The organism is Shewanella sp. GJ50-10 (assembly GCF_055808815.1).
Genome location: NZ_JBVVSS010000001.1, coordinates 2,316,866 through 2,342,709 on the forward strand (window position 1 = coordinate 2,316,866; position 25,844 = coordinate 2,342,709).

A 25,844-nucleotide genomic window follows, 5' to 3' on the forward strand; every position below is an offset into this window, starting at 1 on the left:
TGATTTAATGCAAAGAAAACAATTGTAACAATCGTTAAGGTAATAAAATAAAAAGAAAGGCTAAGTAAAAATTTCTAAGGTATTGGGGGTACCGAAGTAATGGGTAAAGTTAATCAGGGAAAAGTCGTTTGTACTCGGTGTCAGACAGAAATTGTTAAAATTTCAGACAAATGTGCCTGCCAAAAACAATGTATAAAGCATGATAAAAGTCTTTGTAATTATCACTTTAAAGCACAAAAAATTTCTAAGCATCAACAACGCACTGTATCTTCAATTTCTTTAGCTGTTGCTAGCGGTATATTGATTACATTGTCATCCTATTTCTGGTATTCAGTCATTCTAGATTTAAAAATGTATTCGCTGAACAACAATCACCCTTTTGTGAGCTTTACATTTTTATTTGCTGCTTGGTCATTCTTTTTTGGTTGCTATTGCTTAGTCATTACTCTTCCTGAGCTACTGTCATATCGGAACATTACCTTAATCAAACACAAAATTTTCATTAAGTTAATGTCAAAAGTTTCACCCAAGTAATTGATTATCAAAATTAAGAACAACATTTTATAGTTCTATTTCAAGCCTATCTCGAGACTGTTTACCTTCTTATCGAAGTAAACCTTCAAAAAATCTAATAATAAACGGACTTTTTTGGAGTCGGCAGCACCGGGAGGAAATACCGCATAAATGTTGATGTCAGATAGTTGGTAATCATCTAACACAGTTTCTAACGTCCCTTGCTTTACTTTAGGCCAAGCATCATATGTTGGTATACGGCCAATGCCATGTCCTCCTTCTACAAAAGCAGTTCGAGCAGATGCGTTATTGGTCGTAATACTGCCTTTCATTTCGATACTAAAGGAGCGAGTGCCCTTTTTTAGCTCTAATATTTTCTTTAATGGTTTATATACCACCCAGTCATAAGCACTAAGATCCCCCGGATTTTTCGGTCTACCGTGTTTTTCAAAATATTCTGGCGCACCACATAAGCAGGTTTTTAACACAGATAATTTAGTGGCTTGTAAACTTGAATCAACCAGTGGTGCACCTCGAATAGCAATATCAATGCCTTGATTAATAATGTTGACAACTTCATCAGTCAACATGACATCCAACTCAATTTTTGGATACAAGGTTTTGAATTCATTTAATGCAGGCACAATGGTTTCAAGGCCCGCATTGACAGGACAAGTTATTTTAATCAAGCCCATAGGCTCGCTCTTCATATTTTCAATCTGTTTATTCGCCGAATAAGCTTGCTCTGCAATGACCTTGCAGGATTGGTAATAAGCATGCCCTTCTTCGGTAAGTCTGATACTTCTTGTTGAACGATTGAGTAACTTGACTTGTAAATGTTCTTCTAGCTTTTTCAAATGGTAGCTCACTACCGCCCTTGAAAGGCCAATATGCTTAGCTGCCCCACTTAAACTGCCTTGTTCAACCACTTGCGAAAAAACCACCATACTTTTTAATTGCTCAAAAGATACATTCATTATTCACTCAACTTGTTCTAACCGGATCAACACTAGGCATAAATCTACCTTAACCGCACCATTGTATCAATTATTCAAACAATGAAGTCTAAAAAGTCTGCATTGTTTGATTTAGTTCTTGTTTCTATACTGGCTTCAAGATTTAGATAACAGACTAAAACCAAACACGGTTTGATATAAACAGCATACAAGGATTTCTCATGACTCAAGTAAACGCAAAAACATTATTAATGGTGCTTACATCACATGATGCTTTAGGTGACACAGGTAACAAGACTGGCTTTTGGATAGAAGAGTTCGCCGCGCCTTACTTTGTATTTAAAGATGCGGGTTTTGAAATCACTTTAGCATCACCTGCTGGCGGGCAACCGCCTATTGATCCAAGCAGCGAACTTGCTGACTTTCAAACCGATGACACACGTAGATTTGATAACGATAAAGAAGCCCAAGCACATCTCGCTTCAACGTTAATATTATCTGAAGTCAAAGCAGACGATTATGACGCAGTATTTTACCCAGGCGGTCATGGACCATTATGGGATTTAACAGATAATGCTGACTCTATTGCATTAATCGAGCAATTTATTAAACAAAGCAAACCTGTCGCTGCTGTTTGCCATGCAAGTGCAGCGCTATTAAATGCGAAAAATAACGATGGTAGCTATATAGTGGCTGGTAAAGCAGTAACAGGATTTAGTAATACTGAAGAAGACGCTGTTCAATTAACTGATGTTGTACCGTTTCTTCTTGAAGATGAATTACAAAAACGTGATGCAGACTATCAAAAAGTAGCTGACTGGCATGCATTTTCGGTACAAGATGGCTTAGTAATAACAGGTCAAAACCCTGCAAGCTCGTCCATTACAGCGCAAAAACTCGTCTCTCATATCAGCGCATAACACATTATTTAGGACAATCTCATGCTTAATTTTTCATTTCAAAACAACACCAAAATCCTTTTTGGTGAGAACCAAATTAATGCAATCAGTAGTGAAATCCCTACTGATGCAAGAGTGTTAATGATTTACGGCGGTGGTTCGATTAAATCTAACGGTGTTTATCAGCAAGTGACTGAAGCACTTAAAGACCACACTTGGTTTGAATTTTCAGGTATTGAGCCAAACCCTCAATACAACACCCTAATGAAAGCTCAAGCCATCATTGAAGCAGAAAAGATTGATTACTTACTGGCTGTGGGCGGTGGTTCCGTGGTCGATGGGGTTAAATTTATTGCCGCTGCTGCTAAGTTTGAAGGTCAAGACCCGTGGGATATGGTTGCAAAAGGCGCTTCAGTTGCTGACGCATTACCTATTGGCGCAGTATTAACTCTGCCTGCGACAGGTTCAGAGTCTAACGGTGGTAGTGTTATCACTCGTGATGGCAATAAACTTCCTTTTGGTAGCCCGTTATTGCGCCCATTATTTGCAGTACTTGATCCTGCGGTGACTCTTTCACTGTCAGATCGCCAAATTGGCAACGGCGTTATTGATGCTTATATCCATATTATGGAGCAATATTTAACATTCGATGTAAACGGTAAAGTACAAGATCGTTTCAGTGAAGGTTTACTGCAAACATTAATCGAAGAAGGCCCGAAAGCACTGGCTGCAGACACTAAAGAAGACTTAGAAATCAGAGCCAATATCATGTGGTCTGCGACTATGGCACTAAACGGCTTAATTGGCGCCGGTGTTCCTCAAGATTGGTCAACACATATGATTGGTCATGAATTAACTGCCAGCCACGGTATTGACCATGCAAGAACGTTATCAATAGTTTTGCCAGCAGTCATGAAAGTACGCCGTGAGCAAAAACATGGCAAATTAGTCCAGTACGCTGAACGTGTATTTGGCATTACAACTGGCACTGATGGGCAAAAAATTGATCAAGCCATTAGCGCAACTGAAGACTTCTTCAAGCTAATGCAAGTACCAACACGCTTAAGTGATATTGATGTTGGCGCAGAGCAAGTGGATGTATTAGTTGCAGCACTTGAAAAGCACGGCATGACCAAATTAGGTGAACATGGCGATATCGACTTAGCTGTGAGCCGTGAGATTTTAACAACGGCTTTATAAGTTAGGCTCATGCTTTTTAAAATGTAATTATATTTATAATTTCGGTAAGTCATTTCGAAGGCTAGCAATTTGCTAGCCTGTTTTGTTTTCAGCTAAACGTTTGTTTAAATGAAGCTTAAAGTGTGATCTAACCTTTATAACCGCAATTTATTCATCATTAGATGAATATTGTAGAATTAATTCCCTTAGCGATGTCACCACATTAGCTTACTATATTCTACACTTGAATAATTACACTCAAACCCACAGATATCATGGCAACAACTAAAAAGTCAGCAGGAAGACCATTAACACAAATGGATAAACGTGGTGCTTTAATCGATGCCGCGAGATCTTTATTTGTTGAAAATGATTATGAAAAAGTATCAGTGCGCGCCATAGCATTAAAAGCCGATGTCGACGCCAGCCTTATTCGCTATTATTTTCACTCTAAAATGGGTTTATTCAGTCAAATGCTAAAAGAAACTTTAGCGCCTATGTTTGAAAAGATTCAACAAACCAATAAACAATTTGCTGCCAGTTCTCCTGAGGATATTTTAACGACTTATTATACCTTAATGAGTCAAAACCCAGATTTCCCCAAGCTTATTTTCCGCACAGCTAATCTTGCTGCTACTGAAGTAAATCAAGAACTACAAGCGAATTTATTCGCAATATTTCCAACGACTCGCATGACGATATTTGATCAACTCAAACAAGCTGACATGCTTAAATCAGATGTAGATATCATGTGCGCCAAAATGAGTTTTATCAGCCTTTTGGTATTTCCATTTCTTATGCCGGACTTAATTAAACAAGCCGTGGGCATAAAAACAAATCCTGAATTTTTTCAAAAACTCGCTAAACACAATGCATCACTTTTACGTCATGGGCTAATCGCCGATGAATCTAAACCAAGTCAGGACCGCTAAACATGACCAGCTTAAAAAGACGTTACGTATTTCCCGGCATTGCAGCTGGATTTATTATTTTATTTATTGCCATTGCGATGCGATCTTCACCCGAACTCGAAGCAGGTCATGATAAGTCTCGTTTGGTTGAAGTATTTAGCCTCGACAAACAGCAAAGTATGCCAGTAATTAAAGCCTATGGCCGCGTTGCACCAAAGCATAGTTGGCAGGGTATTGCTGAAGTGGGTGGTAAAATCATTTACCGTCATCCAGAGCTTGAGACTGGTCGTTTAATAAAAGCTGACACCTTAGTGCTTGCTATTGACCCGCTTGAATACGAACTAAAACTAGCCCAAGCTGAAGCGAATGTAAATTCGGCAGAAGCGCAGCTTATTCAGCTAACTCAAAAACAAGTAAACCTTGAAACCAGTTTAGAAATCGAGCAACAAAAGCTCACCTTAGTGGATCAAGAATACCAACGTAAACAGGCCCTGAATGCCAAGAATCTGATTTCTAAATCAGAACTTGAAACCCAAAAACAGGCTCTTCTGGCGCAGCGTAACTTAGTGCAAGATTTAAACAGTAGCCTAAGCTTGCTACCTGACGATAGAAAAGTCACCCAGGCTCAGGTCAAAGTAAACCAAGCATTATTCAATGATGCACAAAGGCAATTAAATAATACTCGCTTTACCCTGCCCTTTGATGCCCGTATTGCCGAGGTTAATATTGAACGTGCACAAGCTGTTAATAATGGTTCAGTATTATTTGAAGCCCACCAGCTTGGCGCGGTTGAAATAAAAGCAGAGTTATCACTGCAAGATGCTGAAACTTTAATTAGCAGCATTTCGGACATTCCCCGTGACACTGCATCATTACCCTCAATTGAAAAGGTGAACTTTGACTCTCTCGTTGAAATCAACATGGGTCAAAAGCATCACCAGTGGCAAGCAAAACTGACTCGTATTGCCGACACCATCAACCCAGATCAGGCAACCATTGGTTTTTACTTAGAAGTCGAACAAGACTTCAATGATATGAATTTAGTTAAACGCCCGCCTTTAACCAATGGGATGTTTGTGACTGCTTATATTCATGGCTACCCATCGAAACAATTTGTCATCCCTGAAAAAGCGCTCCATGGCGACCAAATCTATGTTATGAATGCAGAAAACAAGTTACAGATTACCAAGGTCAATGTGGTATATCGCACTGAAGATGGCGTCGCCATTGAAAGCCAAACAAACGAAAACCCAATAGTTCAAGGCGATAAAATAGTCACTAACGATCTCATTCCAGCCATTGCAGGCATGAGTTTAAAAATTGCTGAGCACAACAAGCCAAATGTTGAGGAGTCTAACCAGTGATTAATTTTTTCACTCGTCACCCGACAATTGCAAACTTGATGATGTTGGCATTCTTTGTCGTCGGTCTCAGCAGTATTGGCAAGATTAAACGAGAGACGTTCCCTGAATTTAGCCCACCTTACATTATTGCCAGCGTGGTTTACCCAGGTGCTTCTCCAGCTGAAGTTGAAGAAAGCTTATGTCTGCGAATGGAAGATGCCATTGATGGGTTAAGCGACATTGAAGAAACCAAATGTGATGCCCAAGAAGGTTTTGCTTCGTTAACCGTTAAATTAACCGGCGATGCGGATATGGGGCGCAGTCTAGTTGATATCCAAACTGAGATTAACGCCATTAAAGACTTCCCATCACAAATTGATCCGCCAACGGTTAAAGAACTTGATTGGGCTGAACCTGTGGTAGATATCGCCATTGCAGCCGATGCAAGTTTACCCCACTTAAAGTCTTATGCAGAAGATTTAAAGCGTCGTTTAAAAATTGATGCTGGCGTGAACTTAGTTACCGTTTCTGGGTTTTCTGATCATCAAATACGGGTTGAGTTAAACGAAGCGGACATCAGGCGTTTAGGGCTAACAGTTGCAGAAGTTGCCGATAAAGTCGGTAGACAAAATGTACAAATGCCAGCCGGTAGCGTTGAATTATCAGATAAAAACTTATTAATTCGCTTCGATGAGCGCCGTATTACCCCTGAAAATTTGGGTAAAATAATCGTGTCATCTAACCCTGAAGGCGGCGTAGTACGCTTGCGAGACATAGCCAAAATTGAAGATCTGTTTGAACTCGAAGAAGAGCACACCATATTTAACGGTAAAGCCGCTGCTGTGCTTAAAATTCAGAAAAACAAAGCTGATGATGCCTTACGAATAAAAGAACGTGTCACTGAATTTGTCGCCCAAGAGCAACTTGTCGCGCCAGATGGCGTGACTCTGACCCTCACTAACGATATGTCATCCTTACTGCAAGATAGATTATCCATGCTACTTAAAAATGGTTGGCAAGGGATCATCTTAGTGTTCTTCTCAATGTGGTTATTTTTCTCACTGCGTTACTCTTTTTGGGTGTCGGCAGGTCTGCCAGTAGCCTTTATGGGAGGGCTATTTTTAATGTGGGTATTTGGCGTATCAATCAACATCATGAGCCTAGTGGGTCTATTAATGGCCATTGGTATTATGATGGACGATGCGATTGTGATTGCTGAATCTGTAGCCGCCCACGTTGAAAAAGGTTTACCCATAAATGATGCAGTGACTCAAGGTGTTAAAAAAGTCGCCCCAGGGGTATTTTCATCCTTTTTAACCACTGTATTCATCTTTGGTAGCCTGTTATGGCTTGATGGCCAAATGGGCGATGTATTATCAGTGGTGCCTTTAGTGCTTATCATGGTGCTCAGCGTCAGCCTAATTGAAGCATTTTTGATTTTACCGAATCATTTAAGTCACTCTTTAAAATCAAATAAAAATGAAAAGCCACCACTTAAATTTAAACGTGTTTTCTTGGAAAAGTTTGAGCACTTTCGCAATAACAATTTAGTCAATGCCGTGACCTTTGTAGTTAAATGGCGTTATGCAAGCCTTGGCGCAACTTTAGGGTTATTGTTTGTCTCTATTGCCCTCGTCGCTGGCGGCGCTGTTAAGTTTGTCGGTTTCCCAGAACTCGATGGTGATATCGCCGAAGCGCGGATTATTTTGCCGCCGGGCTCAACACTCGATCAAACTAAACAAGTGGTAGAAAAGTTAGTTGCCAGTGCCAATAAAGTGGGCGAACGTTATACCGAAGAAAATCAAGAAGACTCAGATTTAATTCGTTATATCACCGAGCAATACAACATGAACGCCGATGCAGGTGAATCAGGCCCACACGTGGCAACGGTTCGTTTAGATTTGCTATCAGCTGAAACCCGCGAAAGCTTAATTGACGATTTTATTCGGGACTGGCGCTTAGAAAGTGGTGATATCGCTGAGCCATTATCTCTCGTCTTCAAACAGCCTAGCATGGGCCCTGCAGGACGAGATGTCGAAGTCAGACTTCAACATGACAATCTTGAATTGCTTAAAATGGCCTCAGTAGATTTACAGTCTTATTTAAGCCAGTTCTCAGGCGTCAACGGCATATTAGATGACATGCGCCCAGGTAAAGAAGAAGTGCTTGTAAAACTGCGAGACGGCGCTGAAAACTATGGTGTCGACGGGCAAATGATTGCATCACAATTACGTGCAGCATACTTTGGCCAGACCGCAGATGACGTGCAAGCAGGGCCTGAAAACATTGAAATTCAGGTACGTTTAAACAAACAACAAGCTGGTGACTTACAGGCATTAGCCAACTTCCCCATTATGTTAGGTGATGGTAATCAGTTACCCCTAAGCGCTGTAGCCACCCTTGATTACGAGCGCTCATATGTTCGTATTCAACGAATTGAAAGCCAACGCACGGTGACTGTCATGGCAGACATAGATAACACTAAAGCCAATGGCAGTGAAATAGTCAGTAAAGTACAAAATGAATATGCCCACGAACTTCGCGAAAAATACCCAGGGCTAAGAGTGGATTATGAAGGCGCAGCTAAAGAAACCGCTAAAACCGGTGCATCTTTCATGCAAGGTTTTATCATTGGTTTATTTGGTTTATTCGCGATTTTAAGTTTCCAATTTAGAAGCTACTTAGAGCCTTTCGTGGTCATGTTAGCCATTCCTCTTGCGTTAATTGGCGTGTTCTGGGGACATTTACTCACAGGTCATAGTTTATCAATGCCATCAATTTTAGGCTTCGTTTCATTAGCCGGGATTGTAGTGAACGACTCCATCTTGCTGGTGCAATATATTCGCCACCATGTCGACATTGGCGATAACATTCAAGAAGCCGTGGTTAAGGCAAGTCGAGATAGATTCAGAGCGGTATTTTTAACCTCACTAACAACAGCTGCAGGCTTATTACCGTTGCTTATGGAAACCTCTTTGCAAGCACAAGTCGTTAAACCGATTGTAATTTCAATCGTGTTCGGTATTTTCACCTCAACCTTGTTGGTGTTATTTATTATCCCTAGTGCCTACGCGGTACTAGCTGACTTTAACTTAGTGCATAAGCATGAAGAGTTATCAGCATAAGGATTAAACCCAATACATGAGCACTAAAAAGGCCGTTAATGATAACATTAGCGGCCTTTTTAATTGGGCTTCAATGACAATGTGTTTGTTACATACGCTTCATGTTTTGCCAGTATTCGTAAAGCCCTTCAATATTTGATGAACACATAAAGCTCATTGCACCTTTAATTTGTTCATCACTCCATTGCCACCATTTCATTTCTAATAACTGTAAAATCTCAGTCTCTGTAAACCTGTAACGTATATGTTTTGCAGGGTTTGAACCAACAATAGAATATGGTGCCACATCTTTAGTGACGACTGCGCGGCTTGCGATAATTGCACCATCGCCAACACATACACCACTCATAATCATTGCTTCAGTGCCAATCCAAACATCATTTCCTATGACCGTATCACCCGAACGTACAAAACCATCTTTAGCTTCAGCAAAGTTTTCATTGTCTTGGTAAAAAAATGGAAACGTACTAACCCAATGATGTTGATGCCCTTGGTTGCCCGCCATCATAAACACAGCACCAGAACCTATTGAGCAATAACTTCCGATAATTAATTTATCTACATCAGTCCTGTCAGCGAGTAAATAACGCGCACAATCATCAAAGCTATGATTGTGATAATAACCAGAGTAATAGCTATGCTCGCCCACTATAATATTAGGGTTAGTCACTTGTTCTTTCAGAGACTTACCAACAAAAGGGCTTTCAAAATAATTGTTCAACTCGATTCCTTCTTGAAACAGATAATGTTTGTTTTACCCACTCGATGCCATGTAAATTAAGCTTAAATTTCACAGTTTATTCTTTAAAAACACTCATCATATTATGTATTAGCAGCTTCAACTAAATTATTCAGCTTCAAGCCTAAACTTCAAGCAACAGCAATGAGTTTCAAATAAAAGTACTAATTTTCGAACCAAATTACTAAGTTTGGCGATAGGTGCTCAAGACTATTGTGATGTTTAATGTGGAGCAGTGATGATATTAAATAAAGAATGTGATCAGTAATCAAAGCTATGAATCAAGCGCAGCACTATCAATAAACTTTATTGATTAATCTTATTCAATAACTGCAATAAGGTTTGCTGTTCTTGCTCATCAAGAGCCTCCAAGCACTTCTCATTAACCCACTGCGCTTCATGGATTAAATCTTGCTCTAGCGCTTTACCCGCGTCAGTTAAGAAAATTTGGAATGCACGGCGATTGTCTGACTCTTGATGGCGAGTAATATAGCCTTGCACTTGAAGTTGATCGAGTAGGCGCGTCATGGTGTAGTTAGCCACATCACAAAGCTTTGATAGCTCAGTTTGGCTTATGCCCTCTTCTTGCCACAACGAAAACAACACAGGCCAAAGTTTAACGTCTAGTTCGTAGCGTTTTAGGCGTTCATCAAGCTCATTTTGCAGCATGATGTTGAGGTGAGATATTTGATAATAAAGACTTTCATAACGTTTCATAAACCGCTCCTACATGCTCATCAAGTCTTAGCTACTGGTCAGTAGATGAATCAAGCTAAGAATACGACTGTTGAGTTGTACTTTAGATTACTATCATATAAACAAGTTTTCACTTTAATATGGCTTTACTACAATCTGATTTTATAATGCCACTGATTATTAGACATAGTACGTATAAGACCGTTATTTTAGTCAGTCTGTTACAAATTGATTAATATATCGGTAGTAACAAGCACGTCCTAAGCCCGCTTTAACTCCTCTTTCTATTTCAATTTCAATTTCAATGGCATCATCTAACAAAATAACAGCTGATGTATTAGCTATAGCATGCTTAGTTCCGATACTGCTAATGAATGTTAATCCATCTTGATCGTTTATATCGTAATCCACCAACACTATCGCATGTCGTTTAACGAGCACTTTGACTTTCTCAACGGGGGTTATTAAAAAATATTCCCCATCAATGTAATTCAGCACACTGGAAAACAACTTAGCAAACTTAGCAGGAAGCGGACTGTTTAGGTATGACCAGTCCCCCTCGCCGTTAATCTCAAACATGGGTGTTTCACTGCAAAGTTCGACTTCATTGCTATTGGAATGAGCAGTTGATAACTGCCCAATTTGCTTAGCAATATTAACCGGTTCAGCCATTAGCTTTGCTCGTCTGTACAATTAATTGAAGCAGTGCTTCAATTGGATGCTTGGGTTTAAAGCCTGCAAATCGTTTAACCTGACTACGACAAGAATACCCAGACACTAAAATTTGGGTTTTATCGTCAATATTGTCGAGCGTTGGCTGCCAAGACATGGCAAACAATTTAGTAGAGCGACCCAAGTTATCTTGTTCATGGCCGTATGTACCCGCCATACCGCAGCAACCAACGTTTATCACATCAAATTCAGCACCAAAATGACTAAAAATGGTTTTCCATTCAGCTGGCGTGGCAGGTTTTGCTGTAGATTCTGTGCAGTGACTAAACCAGCTAAACTTTTGCTCAGTTTTATTCAGCGCGGGCATTGTTTTAATGGCATAGGTTAGCCACTCATTTGCCAGTAACACTTCAAAATTACCACGGGAATCGCCAAGCACTTGCTGATATTCATCGCGGTAACAAAGCACAAGTGCAGGATCTAACCCCACCATCGGCATATTAAGTGTATGAACTTGATTTAAAAAGTCAGCACTGGATTGCGCTGTTTTGGCGAACTTATCTAAAAAGCCTTTAATATGTGTCGGCTTACCATTGGGTTTAAATGGAAGTAACACTGGTTTTAAGCCCATTTCTTTAATCAGCTGAATAAAGCGATATACCAGCTCTGCATCATAAAAACTATTGAAAGGATCTTGTACCACTAACACATATTCAGAACGTTCAGATTCTGGAATTTTTTGTAGTGCCTCTAAATCATAGCCACGGCTTTCATGACCATCTAAACGTTGTTTAAGGGTAGGAACAGATAACGCTGGCGAGTCTACATAGCCAATCGACTTTTTAATTACCCATTGGCTTAACTTATTTTGTGACGCTAAATTAGTCACTTTTGGCATAGCTGCCATCATAGGTAGCAAGTCTTCGATACCTGCAACTAGGTAATCTTTTGCTGGACGCATATAGCGCTTGTAATAAATATTGAAGAACTGCGCTCTAAATTTTGGCACATCCACTTTTACAGGACATTGCCCTGAACACGCTTTACAAGCTAGACAGCCTTTTAATGACTCCATAACTTCATGGGAGTAATCGTAGTCACGCTCTGCGTTATAGCTATTTTGAGCCCGTTGTAAAAAGCTTAAAGGTTTTGACTTAGCCAGAGCATCAACATCAACACCTTCAGCTTCTAGCAAACGTAGCCATTCACGCATTAATCCACTGCGCCCTTTGGGCGAATGAATACGATCCCCTGTTGCTTTGAATGACGGACACATGAATGAATAGCTACTGTAGTTAAAACACAGCCCATTACCATTACAGTTCATCACATCAGGAAAGGCATCACGTACTTGAACTGGGATTTGTCTGTCGAATGTGCCACGTTTAACGCTATCAACATTAAACATCATTGGACCACTGTCTTTCGGAGCAACTAACTTACCTGGGTTCAAGCGGTTTTGCGGATCGAATAAACCTTTAATTTCTTCTAGTTCACCATACAGTTCATCGCCAAATACCGCTGGACCATATTCGCCGCGTACCCCCTTACCATGCTCACCCCACATTAACCCGCCATATTTAAGGGTAAGCTCAGCAACTTGATCCGAAATGGTTTTTAACAGTTTTTCATCTGCTTCATCACACATATCCAGTGCGGGACGCACGTGTAAAACTCCAGCATCGACATGACCAAACATGCCATATTGCAGTTTGTGACCATCTAATAAGTCACGAAATTCCATAATAAAATCAGCTAAATTCTCTGGCGGTACAGCGGTATCTTCAGCAAAGGCTAATGGCTTACGGCGGCCCTTTGTTGCCCCAAGTAGTCCCACAGCTTTTTTACGCATGGCATAAATTTTATTGATACTCGGTTTATCTGAAGTGATTTGATACCCAACAACGCCAGCCTCTTCATTAGCCAATTGGCTTGCTAAAACCGCCTCAAGTTTACCAATACGTTGCTTAACGTCATCTTCATCGCCTGCAAACTCAACCATGTTGAGGCCTTCGATGGTTTTATTGGGTACTGCTTCAATAAGGTGCGATACCGAATGCCAAATGATATCTTCGCGGGCAAGATTTAATACTTTCGAGTCAATGGTCTCAACCACTGTAGCGCTCGCAGCGACCAAAGAAGGTGCATGGCGTAATGCCGATTCAAACGAGTCATATTTGATATTCAGCATCATTCGCGTATTTGGAAGCGGCGTAATGTTAAGCTTCGCTTCGGTTAATACTGCTAAAGTGCCTTCAGAGCCGGCTAAAATACGCGATAAATCGAATTGGGTTAGCTCATCGTTCCAAACATGACGTAAATCGTAACCAGTTAAAAAGCGATTTAAAGCAGGAAACTGATTAACAATTAAATCGCGTTTGTCATGACAACGCTTTGCAATCTGACCAATGATATTTTGCGCAAATGGATTAGCTTCAACTTGCTGATTAAGCGCAGTCTCAGCCTTAATAGGAGCCGTAGTTAATACGCTACCATCCACTAAAACACTGGTAAGCCCTAAAACATGATCAGAAGTTTTACCATACACTAATGAACCTGCACCAGAGGCATCAGTGTTGATCATACCACCCACGGTTGCGCGATTTGAAGTCGATAAATCAGGACTGAAAAAGAAACCATGAGGTCGCAGTGCATCATTTAACGCATCTTTGACCACACCAGCCTGAACCTTTACCCAGCCCTCTTCGGCATTAACTTCAAGCACTTGGTTCATGTGTCTTGAAACATCAAGTATTAGACCATGGGTAAGCGACTGACCATTAGTACCTGTCCCGCCACCCCGTGCACTAAACGTTACTTGTTTGTATTGAGGATCTGCTGCCAGGGTTAATACTAGCTCGACATCAGTTTGATTGAATGGGTAAATAACCGCTTGTGGCAGAAATTGATAAACAGAATTGTCGGTTGCTTGAATCAATCTTGCGCTGTAACGCTTATCTATTTCGCCTGCAAACGATGACGCTTCAAGCGCATCTAGAAAGCTTAAATAAATAGGTTCTAAAGTTTGATGATGAGATAGCAGCGGCAGCATATTGGACTTCTGTTTATAGTAATTTTGTGATCATTATAAACAAAAAAAGAGCCGCTAAGTAGTTGAGTTAGTAATTTTCATCAGTCAGTTAGCTGATAAATTATCTTTACTGAAAAGTCATCATACTAAGCTAAGGTTCTGTTTTAATTTACTTTGATATATTTGCATAACTTTAAGGTAATAATTAGTTTAAATAGACAGATTCTCATTTCATAGAACAGATAAAAGCCCCTTGCGAAATGCAAAGCGAAAATTGAATTTAAAAGATCATACCGCTATTGATTTATTAACCCATGACCTGAAGAAGTGAACCACCTTGCTCGTTTTACTTAAGTTATACAAAGATATGATCGCAGACATAAACTAATCCAGTTGTACTGTTATGAATACTTAGCCATAACCACTGAAAACCATTACAATGCGCCGCTTTATGCGGCAATTTTTTGGGATTAGAAGTTTTAATATTTAATTCAATTTAAACTCCTCCAACTTTCAACACCATTTTGAAAGCATTCCAGTCGCTGCACATTATCAAACCATTTTTTAGCTCGGATTAAATATCAAATGAAACTCAGTAAAAGATTACAGCAGATCAATAGTATGGTTGAAAAAGACTATGAGCATATTTGGGATTGTTGTTGTGACCATGGGTTTCTTGGTGCTGCTTTATTAAAGCGTAACGCCGCGCCTAACATACACTTTGTTGATATAGTGCCTGAGCTAATGGCTAAGCTTGATAAAAGCTTAACTAAATATTTTCCAGCTTCGCACAGTAAGATTGTTAAAGATGAAACCTTTAACGAGTTCTCTTCCCCCAATTCAGGGGCAGGTAAAAAGTTGACCCAAAAAGTTCAACTGAACAAACCAGTACAATCTAAATGGTTTACACATTGTATTGATGTTGCGGTGCTACCTTTAACACAATATTCAGGCAAACATTTGGTTATTATTGCAGGCGTTGGCGGCGATTTGATGAATGATTTTATTACCAGTATTCAACAGCGATATTCAGCGTTAAAAATTGATTTCTTACTTTGCCCTGTTCATCATCAATATAGCTTAAGAGAAAACCTAATAGCTTTAAAATTTAGTTTAGAGCATGAAGTATTGATTGAAGAAAATCAGCGCTTTTATGAAATCATTTTAACCTCTAATCAAAATGATATTCATCATAAATCAAAGTATGAAGCAGTCAGCCTAGCAGGCAAACAAATTTGGAGTTCAAAAAAGCTTGAACAAACAAATACCCCAAAACGTTATTTGAATAAAACATTAGCTCATTATCAACGTATTCAAAACGGCAAAACTGCCAATGTGCAGCACATCATTGAGGCTTATCAAGCTGTCAAAATAGGCAAGTTTAGTTGTAGTTAATGGTAGGTGGTTTAACTTTCATCAATAAATTTCTACTTAAGTGAAATTATGCACTCAATTACAGTCAACACTGAGTAAACTGTTATTTCGGTAATACAAGATTGATAACATGTCTCAATTACAAAAAATTGATTGTATTCTTATCCTCTCAGATGATTAGTATAGGAATGTCATTAAAAATTATAAATGATCTTTCTGGTTCAACTGATAATTTAGTAATATCGATAGCACGATTAGGAATACCTAACTATATAAAGCAAGTGTAGAAAATAATTCAACTCCATGCAAACTTTAATCATCTGAAAAATATACACATTAACACCAATTTAGCCCTTCCTAAATTACCTTAGACATGGTTAAAATATCTGCTATGATTATATTACTAAGATTATGTAATGTATTAAGCTATCCGCATTGTTCTTAGATGAAATCAAACCAAGGAATGGACGCAATAGCTCATGGAAAGAGTAACGTATTCTTCACCCTTTTCTGTATCTGAGCAAATGATTGATTATATTGCCTTTACCTAGTTACCAACTATATTTTAGGAAATTTAATATGATGAAAACTCTATCAGTAGCTATAGCTTTGACAACTTTAGTTAGCCTTAACGCCTTTGCAGAAAATAATGTGCCGCAAGCAAATCAAAATCATTACGTAGCAAATGAGTTATTAAAAGATCTCACAGATTGTTACGTTAAGTTTGATTTTTTAGGCAAAGATACAACGTCAATAGAAAATGTTTTAAGTTTATATGATCAAGAGCAAGTGAGAGTATCTATAAATAAATATAACAGCCGTTTTTATCAAACAATGGCTTTAGGCGTTCAAAGCTTAGATCGAACTCAAATCGCACGTGGATGTACTCGAATCAATCAAAGAGCGGTATCCATTAACAACTATGTTAATGAAAAAACCAACTTAGCTGCAGAGTAAAGTTAGCTCAATTATAAATGTCTTAAACCTAACTCTTAGAAAACATAAACAGTTTATGTTTTCTAAGGTTAGTAAACCATCACAGGTACAATTTTATGAAGACATATTTATTGATTATCATAAGCTTAGTTTCTTTATGTTCATTCGACTTGTCCGCAAATAGTAGTTTAATTAATAACAGTGCTAAAGATAGCTCAAAAGCAGAGCAAGATTTAATAGCAGAATTAGCTGAATGCTATGCAACACGTGAGGTATGGAGTCAAAACACTACTGAAATTGAAGGCGTTCTCAATTTGTTTGAAAATCAAAACGAAGTTAGATTAGCTGTAAACAAATATAGAGGTCGCTCAAACGTCGAAAACTACAAACAAATCACTAAACGTTGTGTAGAGGTTCAGCAAAAAGCGACTGCAATACATCAATACTTAGCGAATCAAGTCAGCTCGAACATTAGGTAAACGTTTGTTCAGTATACAAATTAAAACACTTCTTTCAAACAAGAGGTGTTTTTACTTATTAGTCCAAGCTAATTTCAGCTCCCCAGCTACAAACAAAAGCAAATAAGCTTTCGTGCTTTTTATTCCACAGCTATCTATACATTTACAATAAGAACACTTTACTTATTTGATATAGTTATTTTCAGTAAAGAAAAGTCATTACAATGCGACTCATTTTTAAATTAAACCTTCATTGAGCGCAATTTACATTTAGTATTTATTTAGGAAATATATCCAATCAAACTCAATAAAAAATTGTACCTAATAGATGGTATGACTTTAATTAATGCGCTTAAGCCCCATTGGCTTTGGCTGTGGGAAAAACTCTCTTTTTGTTCGTCAGTAACATGACAACTAATGATTTTTGCTAATGCCATTTGAATCTATCCTTTTATTCATAAATCTCAATTTATACCTAAGCACTAAATTCCATGTCTTGATAAAGCCATAATATATGTCTGGCAGTTAAAGACTTAAACAGAGTCACAATAAAAAAACACAAATTACAGACACAAAAAAGCCGCATTTAAGCGGCTTTTTTCATTTAGCTAACTTATTAGCCAAATTAACCGAGCAATTAAGCGTGCTCTTCTGCTAGGTATAACCAAGTGTCGATAACAGTATCAGGGTTAAGTGAAACTGTGTCGATGCCTTGCTCAACTAACCATTGTGCAAAGTCTGCATGGTCAGATGGGCCTTGGCCACAAATACCTACGTATGCACCTTTCGCTTTAGCCGCTTTTATCGCTAACGATAGTAATGCTTTAACCGCATCATTACGCTCATCGAATAAATGGCTGATGATGCCTGAGTCACGGTCAAGACCCAAAGTTAACTGAGTTAAATCGTTAGAACCGATAGAGAAACCATCGAAGTGCTCTAAGAACTGATCAGCCAACAATGCATTAGAAGGTAGCTCACACATCATGATAACGCGAAGTCCGTCTATTCCTCGCTCTAAGCCCTGCTCTTTCAGCAATTCAATGACTTGAGCAGCTTCATCAACAGTACGTACAAACGGGATCATGATTTCTACGTTCTTTAGACCCATATCGTTACGAACGCGTTTAATCGCTTCACACTCAAGTGCGAAACAGTCACGGAATGACTCAGAGATATAACGGCTAGCACCACGGAAGCCCAACATTGGGTTTTCTTCTTCTGGCTCGTAACGGTCACCACCAACAAGGTTAGCGTATTCGTTAGACTTAAAGTCTGACATACGTACGATTACTTTCTTAGGGTAGAACGCACTACCAATAGTCGCGATACCTTCAACAAGGCGAGCAACATAGTATTCAACTGGCGATTCATAACCAGCAATCATCTCGTTGATTTCTTCTTGAAGCTCAGCAGGCTGTGAGTTGAACTCAAGCAATGCTTTCGGGTGAATACCGATCATGCGGTTGATGATGAACTCAAGACGCGCAAGACCTACACCTTCGTTTGGTAAACGAGCAAAATCAAATGCACGATCAGGGTTACCCACATTCATCATGATTTTCATCGGTAAATCAGGTAATGAGTCAACACGGTTAGTGATAACTTCAAACTCTTGCTTGCCGTCATAGATGAAACCAGTGTCACCTTCAGCACAAGATACTGTCACCACTTGACCATTTTTAATACGGTCAGTGACATCACCACAACCAACAACTGCTGGTACGCCAAGTTCACGTGCGATAATCGCAGCGTGACATGTACGGCCACCACGGTTAGTGACGATTGCGCTTGCACGCTTCATGATTGGTTCCCAATCTGGGTCAGTCATGTCAGTGACAAGTACATCACCTGGCTCGATTTGATCCATGTCTTCGATTGATGCAAGCACTTTAGCTACACCAGTACCGATTTTATGGCCAATAGCACGGCCTTCACAGACAACATCGCCCTTAGTTTTTAAGTGGTAACGTTCAATTAATTGCACATCTTCACGGCTACGAACTGTTTCTGGACGCGCTTGAACGATATATAACTTACCGTCGTTGCCATCTTTAGCCCATTCGATGTCCATTGGACGGCCATAATGCTGTTCAATAATGACAGCTTGTTTAGCAAGCTCCATCACTTCTTCATCATTAATTGAGAAAATGCTGCGCTGCTCAGCTGGAATATCTTCAATCTTCACTTGCTTACCATGTGAAGCATCATCAGAGTAAACCATTTGAATCAACTTGCTGCCGATATTACGGCGCACAACGGCTTGATGCCCTTGCGCTAGAATTGGTTTGTGAACGTAGAATTCATCAGGGTTAACTGCACCTTGTACTACCATTTCACCTAAACCAAATGATGAAGTGATAAAGACAACGTCGTTGTTACCTGATTCAGTGTCCATAGTGAACATCACACCTGATGATGCTTTATCTGAACGTACCATACGTTGTACGCCAGCAGATAATGCTACACCTTGATGCTCGTAACCTTGGTGAACACGGTAAGAAATTGCACGGTCGTTAAATAGCGATGCGTATACATGCTTAATAGCAAGTAGTACCGCTTCAAAGCCTTTAACGTTTAGGAAAGTTTCTTGCTGACCCGCAAATGATGCATCAGGCATATCTTCAGCAGTTGCTGATGAACGTACTGCAAATGATGCTTCTTGAGTCTCACTAGAAAGTTGCTCGTAAGCTTCGCGAATTGCGTTTTCTAGTTCTGGTTGAAATGGGGTATCGATAACCCACTGTCTGATCTGTGCACCAACTTTCGCTAATTCATTAACGTCATCAACATCTAAAGTTGCTAGAATGTCGAAAATTTTCTGGTTAACACCACTTTGCTCTAGGAACTCATTAAACGCATGAGAAGTTGTCGCAAATCCGCCTGGAACTTGAACGCCTGCGTTTGCTAGGTTACTGATCATTTCACCAAGTGACGCATTCTTGCCGCCAACCTTGTTTACATCACCCATGCCTAGTTCTTGATACCAGAGTATGTATTGCTGCACAGTTATCTCTCCACAAGTTTATTTCAATGGCCCCTTCACACGAGGGCAGCGGCATTCTACACTCCCACACAAGTGACGTAAATCTATAATTTTATTTGTAATTTTATTACTACAAGAGGTCATAATGGCACCAAAAGTATTCTATATCTCAGACGGGACTGCAATCACTGCAGAAGTATTTGGACATGCTGTGCTTTCACAATTTCCAGTTGAATTTGAAGCACTTACAATTCCATTTGTAGAAACAACTCAAAAAGCTGAGAAGGTTAAGCAGCAAATTAATGATTGTTTTATTACAACAGGCGAAAGACCAATACTTTTCCATTCAATCGTCAAACCAGAAATCCGTGACATTATTTATTCAAGCGAAGGCTTGGATTATGATTTTTTGAACACTTTCGTTAGCCCGTTAGAAAAACAATTGGGTATAGAAGCGAAGCCGGTGATGAACCGAACTCATGGTAAAAGTAACTTGGGCTATGACTCTCGGATAGAAGCGATAAATTACACAATGGAGAACGATGATGGCCAAACCATGAAACATATGGATAAAGCCGACATCATTTTATTGGGTGTTTCGCGCTGTGGTAAAACCCCTTCAAGCTTATATTTATCGATGCAATTTGGGATAAAAGCAGCCAACTATCCGTTTACTGAAGACGATATGGATAACTTAAAACTGCCTGAAGCATTAAAGCGCAATAAATCGAAATTATTTGGCCTCACCATCGACCCAAATCGATTGCATGAAATTCGTCAAGGGCGCATGGAAAACAGTCGATACTCTTCATTAAGGCAATGCCGAATTGAAGTCAAAGAAGTTGAAATGATGTATAAGAAAGAGCGCATTCCTTTTGTGAACACCACTTTCCATTCGGTAGAAGAAATTTCTGCAAAAATCCTCGATATCACGGGCCTAAAACGCCACATGTTCTAAGTCGCAATGGTTATTGAGACAAAACGTTAACTACAACTTGAATGGCCGAAAATGTTAATAACGCAGCATTTTCGGCTAACTTATTCCAATTTGTCCGCTTTTGTTCCATATCTAACTCGATTTCAGCGTGTCTAACGCTGGCTAATTAGTTATAATCCCGAGCAATATGATGTTAATTCATCGCAAACATGCTCGGTAAAATGAATGACAATTAAAACTGATGAACTACGTACCTCACTTTTATGTAAGGTAATTTCACCTGCGCAACTCGCATCTGAATATCCATTAACCCAAGATGCTGCTGACTACTTAGTTGAGCAACGTCGTGAAGTTGAAGCCATTATTGCAGGCGAAGATCAACGTTTACTCGTTATCATCGGCCCTTGCTCAATTCACGATACAGAAGCTGCATTAGAATACGCTCAGCGTCTTGCCAAATTACATCATGAGCTAAAAGAAGACTTATGTATTGTAATGCGTGTTTATTTTGAAAAACCACGCACAATCGTAGGTTGGAAAGGATTAATATCTGATCCTGATTTGGATGGCAGCTTTAGCCCAAACAAAGGCTTGAGAATGGCGCGCCATTTGCTGCAACAAATTACTGAATTAAAACTCCCTATCGCAACTGAGTTTTTAGACATGGTGAATGGTCAGTATATTGCTGATTTAATTACTTGGGGCGCTATTGGTGCTCGTACAACGGAAAGCCAAATTCATCGCGAAATGGCATCGGCACTTTCATGTCCTGTTGGTTTTAAAAACGGTACTGACGGTAATATCAACATTGCAGTTGATGCCGTCCGTGCAGCGCAAGTTCCACACATTTTTTACTCTCCAGATAAAGATGGTGCAATGGCTGTTTACCGTACTCACGGTAATCCATATGGTCACATCATTTTACGCGGTGGCAAAAAGCCGAACTATTCGGCAGAAGATGTCGAAGTCGTGCGTGCACAACTTGAAAAAGTAGGTGTAACACAACGTATGGTTGTTGATTTCAGCCACGGTAACAGTGAAAAGAAACATAAAAACCAGTTAAACGTTGCCGACAGCATCATGCAACAAATGCGCAGTGGCAGCACAGCTGTTGCAGGTATTATGGCTGAAAGCTTTATGATTGAAGGTAATCAAAAAGTCGTAGAAGGTCAGCCTTTAACTTATGGTCAAAGCATAACAGATGCCTGTTTACACTGGGAAGACTCGGAAAAGCTACTACGTGATTTAGCTCAGGCTTCAAAAGAGCGTAAAGCCCTGCTAAGCAAATAGACCTATATAAGTTATTTAAAAGCTATTTTTAAATAACTTAGGATTATTTTCACTTATCTAGCATGAGTTTTGTAAACAATCGAAACTGATAGAAATGAAAGCCAGTCATGAATATGACTGGCTTTTTTATTGGCAGGAATAAGTTTATGAAACTTTGTGATTTTCATTTAGGCAATACTGGCATCAATTGCACCCTCTTCAATTGCATCCTCTTCAATTGCATCCTCTTCAATTGATGCCAATGAAAGTTGCTGAAACAAATGGTTAATTACCATAAAACTTTCTACTAGTTTAGGGTCAAAATGTTTGCCCTTCCCCTCTACGATTAACTTAACCGCATCTTGATGGCTAAAGGGCTTTTTATAACATCGAGGTGAAGTTAACGCATCGTACACATCAACTAAGGCAACGATACGCGCAGCAAGAGGAATTTCTATACCTGATAAACCTTTAGGGTAGCCATTACCATCCCACTTCTCATGATGACCGCCAGCAATATCACGTCCCATTTTTATAAAATTACAATCTGGCGCATATTCAGTCAGACTATTTAAAACCGAAGCACCTATGACAGGGTGAGCTTTTATTTGTTCAAACTCGTCAGGCGTTAATCTTCCCGGTTTAAGTAAAATAGCATCAGCAATGCCGACTTTGCCAATATCATGTAGTACTGAAGACAAAGTGATTTCTTCAATAAAAGACACGGTCAGTTCTTTTGGCGCGTCAAACTCGCTGTATCTTTGGGTGGCTAACATTGCTGCGTATCGCTGCATTCTCAATAAATGCGCACCTGTTTCGTTATCACGATACTCGGCTAGTTTTGCTAAACCAATTACCGTTGCTCGCCTTGATGTTAACGTACTTTCTAAGGAGTGCGATAGTTTGCCTAATAAGAAGGCAATAGACATAGTCACTATGGCATTGGTGGCAATAAAATTGATTACAACCACAGCCCAAATTATCGTGCTGTAGCCTTCAATATTGGGCCATATATGTAGATTAAAATGAAAAGCCACGCCTAACCCCAAAAGACATATAAGGTTAATGAGTTGCGCATAATTACTGGCTATTTTTCCCAACAAAACACAAGTTAACGGTGGGAATATAAATAACCAGAAGAACCCTGCACCACTTGGTCCAATGGCGATTAAAAAACCGAGTCCAAGACTAAAAGCCAACATGCAGCCAATGTTAAAACGTGCCTTATCAGTGAGGTTTTTGTCATAAATAATAAACAGTAAGATGGCATAAACAATAGTATCGAATACCGCCATAGCATAAAGATTAGCTTGAATGCACAAGTAAATACTTGTGAAATATACGGGGATACAGACAATGGCTAACAAACCAAAAATACGATTAAAAATAACTCTCCGCCAATAAGCTAGAGAATCTCCAATAGTGATGTTTTCAATAAACGGCAAACCTGCTAGTGACATATTTCATCCTTGAAGTGCCAAGCTTTATAAAAGTATTTCAAAACTATTAATTAATTATTGTTGATCTCTTCCATAAAGCAACATTCGATACTCCCAAAGTACAAATGAATTAATTTGATACGTAATTGTTATTGTTATGAAGTCAACCAAAAGATAAGGTGAACATATAAAATGGAAATGTTCAGTGATATTCAAAAAGGATTTGTAATGAGTCGTTATCCAGCTAAGTTAACACCCGCTAAGCTAGTATCAAACCAGTTAAATTTCTTGAAGATAAGCAATATAAGCATACTGGTAGGCAGTTTATTGATTTCTTCGCAATCATTAGCTACGCCTACAGAATTTAAGCAAGCCTATGAAGCTTATAATGTCGCCTTTGAGTCAGGCAATACCGAACAAGCCGCTAAATCAGCCCAACAAGCTTATGAATTAGGTAGAAGTATTTATGGTGAAGCCAGTATAGATACAGCTAACCTAGGCTTTAATCTGGCCATTGCTCTTAGCAATAATAGGCAATATGAAGAAGCGGCCCCTTATTTTGAGCAAACATTGGTGCAATATAGAACACATTACGGTGACGATAGTGTTCAATTGGTAGATCCTCTTTTAACCTATGCTGATAAAATTAAAGATTTAAAACTCGCTAAAAGCTTACTGTCTGAAGCCCGAAGCATTGCTTCAGATAGCGAAAATCCAATTTTATATGCCCATACTCTTTCAGCTTCTTATGACAAACTTGTCCAAACTAAATACGATAAGAAACAAGTCCGTAAATATATTTTACAAGCAAAGGAAATATACAGTGAGTTCCTTCCAATTGACTCGACTGTTTTGGTTAATTCAAGATTTGAAAGCTCAGCAGTTTACCTAGCAAATAAAAAATATGACAAAGCAGAAATAGAATTACTGGAAGTAATCAATCAGTACCAAGCTCTGGATTATACCCACCCTTATGAGTTAGCAGCACATGCACGTTTAGTTGCCATGTATAGTGAAAGAGAAAAAACAGATCTTGCCACTCAACATTGCTTAGCGATCGGAAGCATGAAGCCTTGGAGTCAAGAACAGCAACAAACACCTATCTACCGTGTAAACCCTGAATATCCATCAAGTAAGCTCAGATCAAGAGCTGAAGGGCTGGTGCAATTAAGCTTTGTTGTCGATGAACAAGGTTTCGTATCCGAACCTGAAGTCATTAGATCTGAAGGTGGTAAAGCTTTTGAAAAAGAAAGTATTAAAGTCCTTAAGCAATGGCGCTACGCCCCTAAATTCGTTGATGGTAAACCTGTTAAAGCCACATCAACCGTTCAATTGGATTATAAGATAGGTTAGATATTTGAAATAAGAGGGCAACAGCCGTTGTCCTCCAACCTCTATAAACACTGAGCATCAAACATTAATTAAATAGATTAACCATTGCAGTCCACTCTTGCTCTAATTTCCCAAAGCTTTTACCTGTCACCTCTTTTATATCTTGACCTTTATAGATTTTAAAATAAGCATCTAGCCCACTATTTATAGCTAAGGGTTCTCAATCAAGAATTGGGGAAAGGCACCTTCTTGCACATAAGCTAATTGTCTTTCAACTCGTGTGCTAGATTCATGTTTAGCATCTTCAGCTTTAGATAATAAAATTAACGGTCCGTGCTTAGCTGCTAATTTTGCAGTCTGAGTATATAAATCAATACCAAAATTAGGATATTCAGATTTGTTGCCAAAGCGGTGCTGTAAGATAACAGCTAAACCATCATCATAAAAACGATCTTCATAACCATTTTTAATTTTTTACGTTGATAACTCACAGCATGCACATGAGTTAACTCATGATTGAGAGCCATACCATTATGCTCTTGATTTGCCATCGATTGTAATACTCGATTTTCTGGAATATGAATTGTATTCCAATCTTGATACGGACTTCATTTTGTTTTCGAAATAATGCCACCAATGGCTCTTTTATTGCTGGTCATTATATTCAATCGATTGACTTAAATAACCTAACACAAGCTTCGGTCACGACCGACTTGCTACGTAAATTGCTTAACCACGCTTAAATCAATTTCCGCATCATTTTCAACAGTAAAAGCCTCAAATGAGTTGGCATGTTGATATGTTTCGGCAAAAGAAACCTGACTTATCAATATAAAACTGATGGCTAACGATAGTGATACTCGCTATTTAAATTCAAATATAATCCTTTATTCCTTTGGCACTTCAATGTGCATTAATTAACCTAAAAACCTAAAAAGTTGACTAAGACGTCAACTTACGGATAAGGTCTTTAATAATCAAGTGTTAGATTAACGTTAAATTTGGCTAGATAAAATCCCCCAATGTTATAGATTCTAGCGCGCAACACT

Annotated in this window: 18 protein-coding genes; 11 read left to right on the forward strand and 7 right to left on the reverse strand. The window is 39.1% G+C overall.

The annotated features are described in order from the left end of the window. Positions 1 to 569: 569 nt before the first annotated feature. Positions 570 to 1,490, reverse strand: coding sequence for a LysR family transcriptional regulator (locus AC0L4E_RS09725; RefSeq protein WP_473679034.1), 921 nt, complete (start codon positions 1,488 to 1,490; stop codon positions 570 to 572). A gap of 200 nt (positions 1,491 to 1,690) precedes the next feature. Between AC0L4E_RS09725 and AC0L4E_RS09730 the strand changes: the two genes are divergently transcribed. The 5 genes from AC0L4E_RS09730 (at position 1,691) to AC0L4E_RS09750 (ending at position 8,926) form a co-directional block, all read left to right on the forward strand. Further along, the gene (locus AC0L4E_RS09730; protein ID WP_473679035.1) at positions 1,691 to 2,389 is read left to right on the forward strand and encodes a type 1 glutamine amidotransferase domain-containing protein; all 699 of its coding nucleotides are present in this window, start codon (positions 1,691 to 1,693) and stop codon (positions 2,387 to 2,389) included. A gap of 21 nt (positions 2,390 to 2,410) precedes the next feature. After that, on the forward strand, positions 2,411 to 3,568 hold the full coding sequence (locus AC0L4E_RS09735; RefSeq protein WP_473679036.1) for an iron-containing alcohol dehydrogenase: 1,158 nt from the start codon (positions 2,411 to 2,413) through the stop codon (positions 3,566 to 3,568). A 254-nt stretch (positions 3,569 to 3,822) separates the two neighbouring features. Beyond that, complete coding sequence (locus AC0L4E_RS09740) at positions 3,823 to 4,479, forward strand: TetR/AcrR family transcriptional regulator (RefSeq protein WP_473679037.1); 657 nt, start codon at positions 3,823 to 3,825, stop codon at positions 4,477 to 4,479. A 2-nt stretch (positions 4,480 to 4,481) separates the two neighbouring features. Beyond that, a complete protein-coding gene (locus AC0L4E_RS09745) occupies positions 4,482 to 5,822 on the forward strand; it encodes an efflux RND transporter periplasmic adaptor subunit (protein ID WP_473679038.1) in 1,341 nt (446 codons plus the stop codon). Continuing rightward, complete coding sequence (locus AC0L4E_RS09750) at positions 5,819 to 8,926, forward strand: efflux RND transporter permease subunit (RefSeq protein WP_473679039.1); 3,108 nt, start codon at positions 5,819 to 5,821, stop codon at positions 8,924 to 8,926. The genes AC0L4E_RS09745 and AC0L4E_RS09750 overlap by 4 nt, the downstream gene beginning before the upstream one ends. Before the next feature lie 88 nt (positions 8,927 to 9,014). Here AC0L4E_RS09750 and catB read toward each other — a convergent pair whose 3' ends face one another. The 4 genes from catB to ydiJ form a co-directional block, all read right to left on the reverse strand. Beyond that, positions 9,015 to 9,647, reverse strand: coding sequence for a type B chloramphenicol O-acetyltransferase (gene catB, locus AC0L4E_RS09755; RefSeq protein WP_473679040.1), 633 nt, complete (start codon positions 9,645 to 9,647; stop codon positions 9,015 to 9,017). A gap of 324 nt (positions 9,648 to 9,971) precedes the next feature. Next, a complete protein-coding gene (locus tag AC0L4E_RS09760) occupies positions 9,972 to 10,382 on the reverse strand; it encodes a MarR family winged helix-turn-helix transcriptional regulator (RefSeq protein WP_473679041.1) in 411 nt (136 codons plus the stop codon). Positions 10,383 to 10,574: 192 nt separating this feature from the next. Beyond that, positions 10,575 to 11,033 (reverse strand): DUF1285 domain-containing protein, encoded by a 459-nt coding sequence (locus tag AC0L4E_RS09765; protein WP_473679042.1) that lies wholly within the window; start codon positions 11,031 to 11,033, stop codon positions 10,575 to 10,577. Continuing rightward, positions 11,026 to 14,085, reverse strand: a complete 3,060-nt coding sequence (gene ydiJ, locus AC0L4E_RS09770; protein ID WP_473679043.1) for a D-2-hydroxyglutarate dehydrogenase YdiJ — start codon at positions 14,083 to 14,085, stop codon at positions 11,026 to 11,028. Before ydiJ ends, AC0L4E_RS09765 begins: the two co-directional genes overlap by 8 nt. Before the next feature lie 564 nt (positions 14,086 to 14,649). On the opposite strand from ydiJ, the gene AC0L4E_RS09775 reads away from it, so the two are divergent. From AC0L4E_RS09775 to AC0L4E_RS09785, 3 genes are all read left to right on the forward strand, one after another. Further along, positions 14,650 to 15,459 (forward strand): tRNA (adenine(22)-N(1))-methyltransferase, encoded by an 810-nt coding sequence (locus AC0L4E_RS09775; RefSeq protein ID WP_473679044.1) that lies wholly within the window; start codon positions 14,650 to 14,652, stop codon positions 15,457 to 15,459. 558 nt (positions 15,460 to 16,017) lie between these two features. Next, complete coding sequence (locus AC0L4E_RS09780) at positions 16,018 to 16,395, forward strand: hypothetical protein (protein ID WP_473679045.1); 378 nt, start codon at positions 16,018 to 16,020, stop codon at positions 16,393 to 16,395. 95 nt (positions 16,396 to 16,490) lie between these two features. Continuing rightward, complete coding sequence (locus tag AC0L4E_RS09785) at positions 16,491 to 16,853, forward strand: hypothetical protein (RefSeq protein WP_473679046.1); 363 nt, start codon at positions 16,491 to 16,493, stop codon at positions 16,851 to 16,853. 616 nt (positions 16,854 to 17,469) lie between these two features. Here AC0L4E_RS09785 and ppsA read toward each other — a convergent pair. Further along, the gene (gene ppsA, locus AC0L4E_RS09790; RefSeq protein ID WP_473679047.1) at positions 17,470 to 19,839 is read right to left on the reverse strand and encodes a phosphoenolpyruvate synthase; all 2,370 of its coding nucleotides are present in this window, start codon (positions 19,837 to 19,839) and stop codon (positions 17,470 to 17,472) included. A 124-nt stretch (positions 19,840 to 19,963) separates the two neighbouring features. Between ppsA and ppsR the strand changes: the two genes are divergently transcribed. Further along, the gene (ppsR, locus tag AC0L4E_RS09795) at positions 19,964 to 20,776 is read left to right on the forward strand and encodes a posphoenolpyruvate synthetase regulatory kinase/phosphorylase PpsR (protein ID WP_473679048.1); all 813 of its coding nucleotides are present in this window, start codon (positions 19,964 to 19,966) and stop codon (positions 20,774 to 20,776) included. Between the two features lie 204 nt (positions 20,777 to 20,980). Continuing rightward, positions 20,981 to 22,045, forward strand: a complete 1,065-nt coding sequence (locus tag AC0L4E_RS09800; protein WP_473679049.1) for a 3-deoxy-7-phosphoheptulonate synthase — start codon at positions 20,981 to 20,983, stop codon at positions 22,043 to 22,045. Positions 22,046 to 22,212: 167 nt separating this feature from the next. Here the strand turns inward: AC0L4E_RS09800 and AC0L4E_RS09805 are convergent, their stop codons facing one another. Then, a complete protein-coding gene (locus tag AC0L4E_RS09805; protein WP_473679050.1) occupies positions 22,213 to 23,484 on the reverse strand; it encodes an HD-GYP domain-containing protein in 1,272 nt (423 codons plus the stop codon). Positions 23,485 to 23,691: 207 nt separating this feature from the next. On the opposite strand from AC0L4E_RS09805, the gene AC0L4E_RS09810 reads away from it, so the two are divergent. Continuing rightward, a complete protein-coding gene (locus AC0L4E_RS09810) occupies positions 23,692 to 24,816 on the forward strand; it encodes a TonB family protein (protein WP_473679051.1) in 1,125 nt (374 codons plus the stop codon). Positions 24,817 to 25,844 lie beyond the last annotated feature (1,028 nt).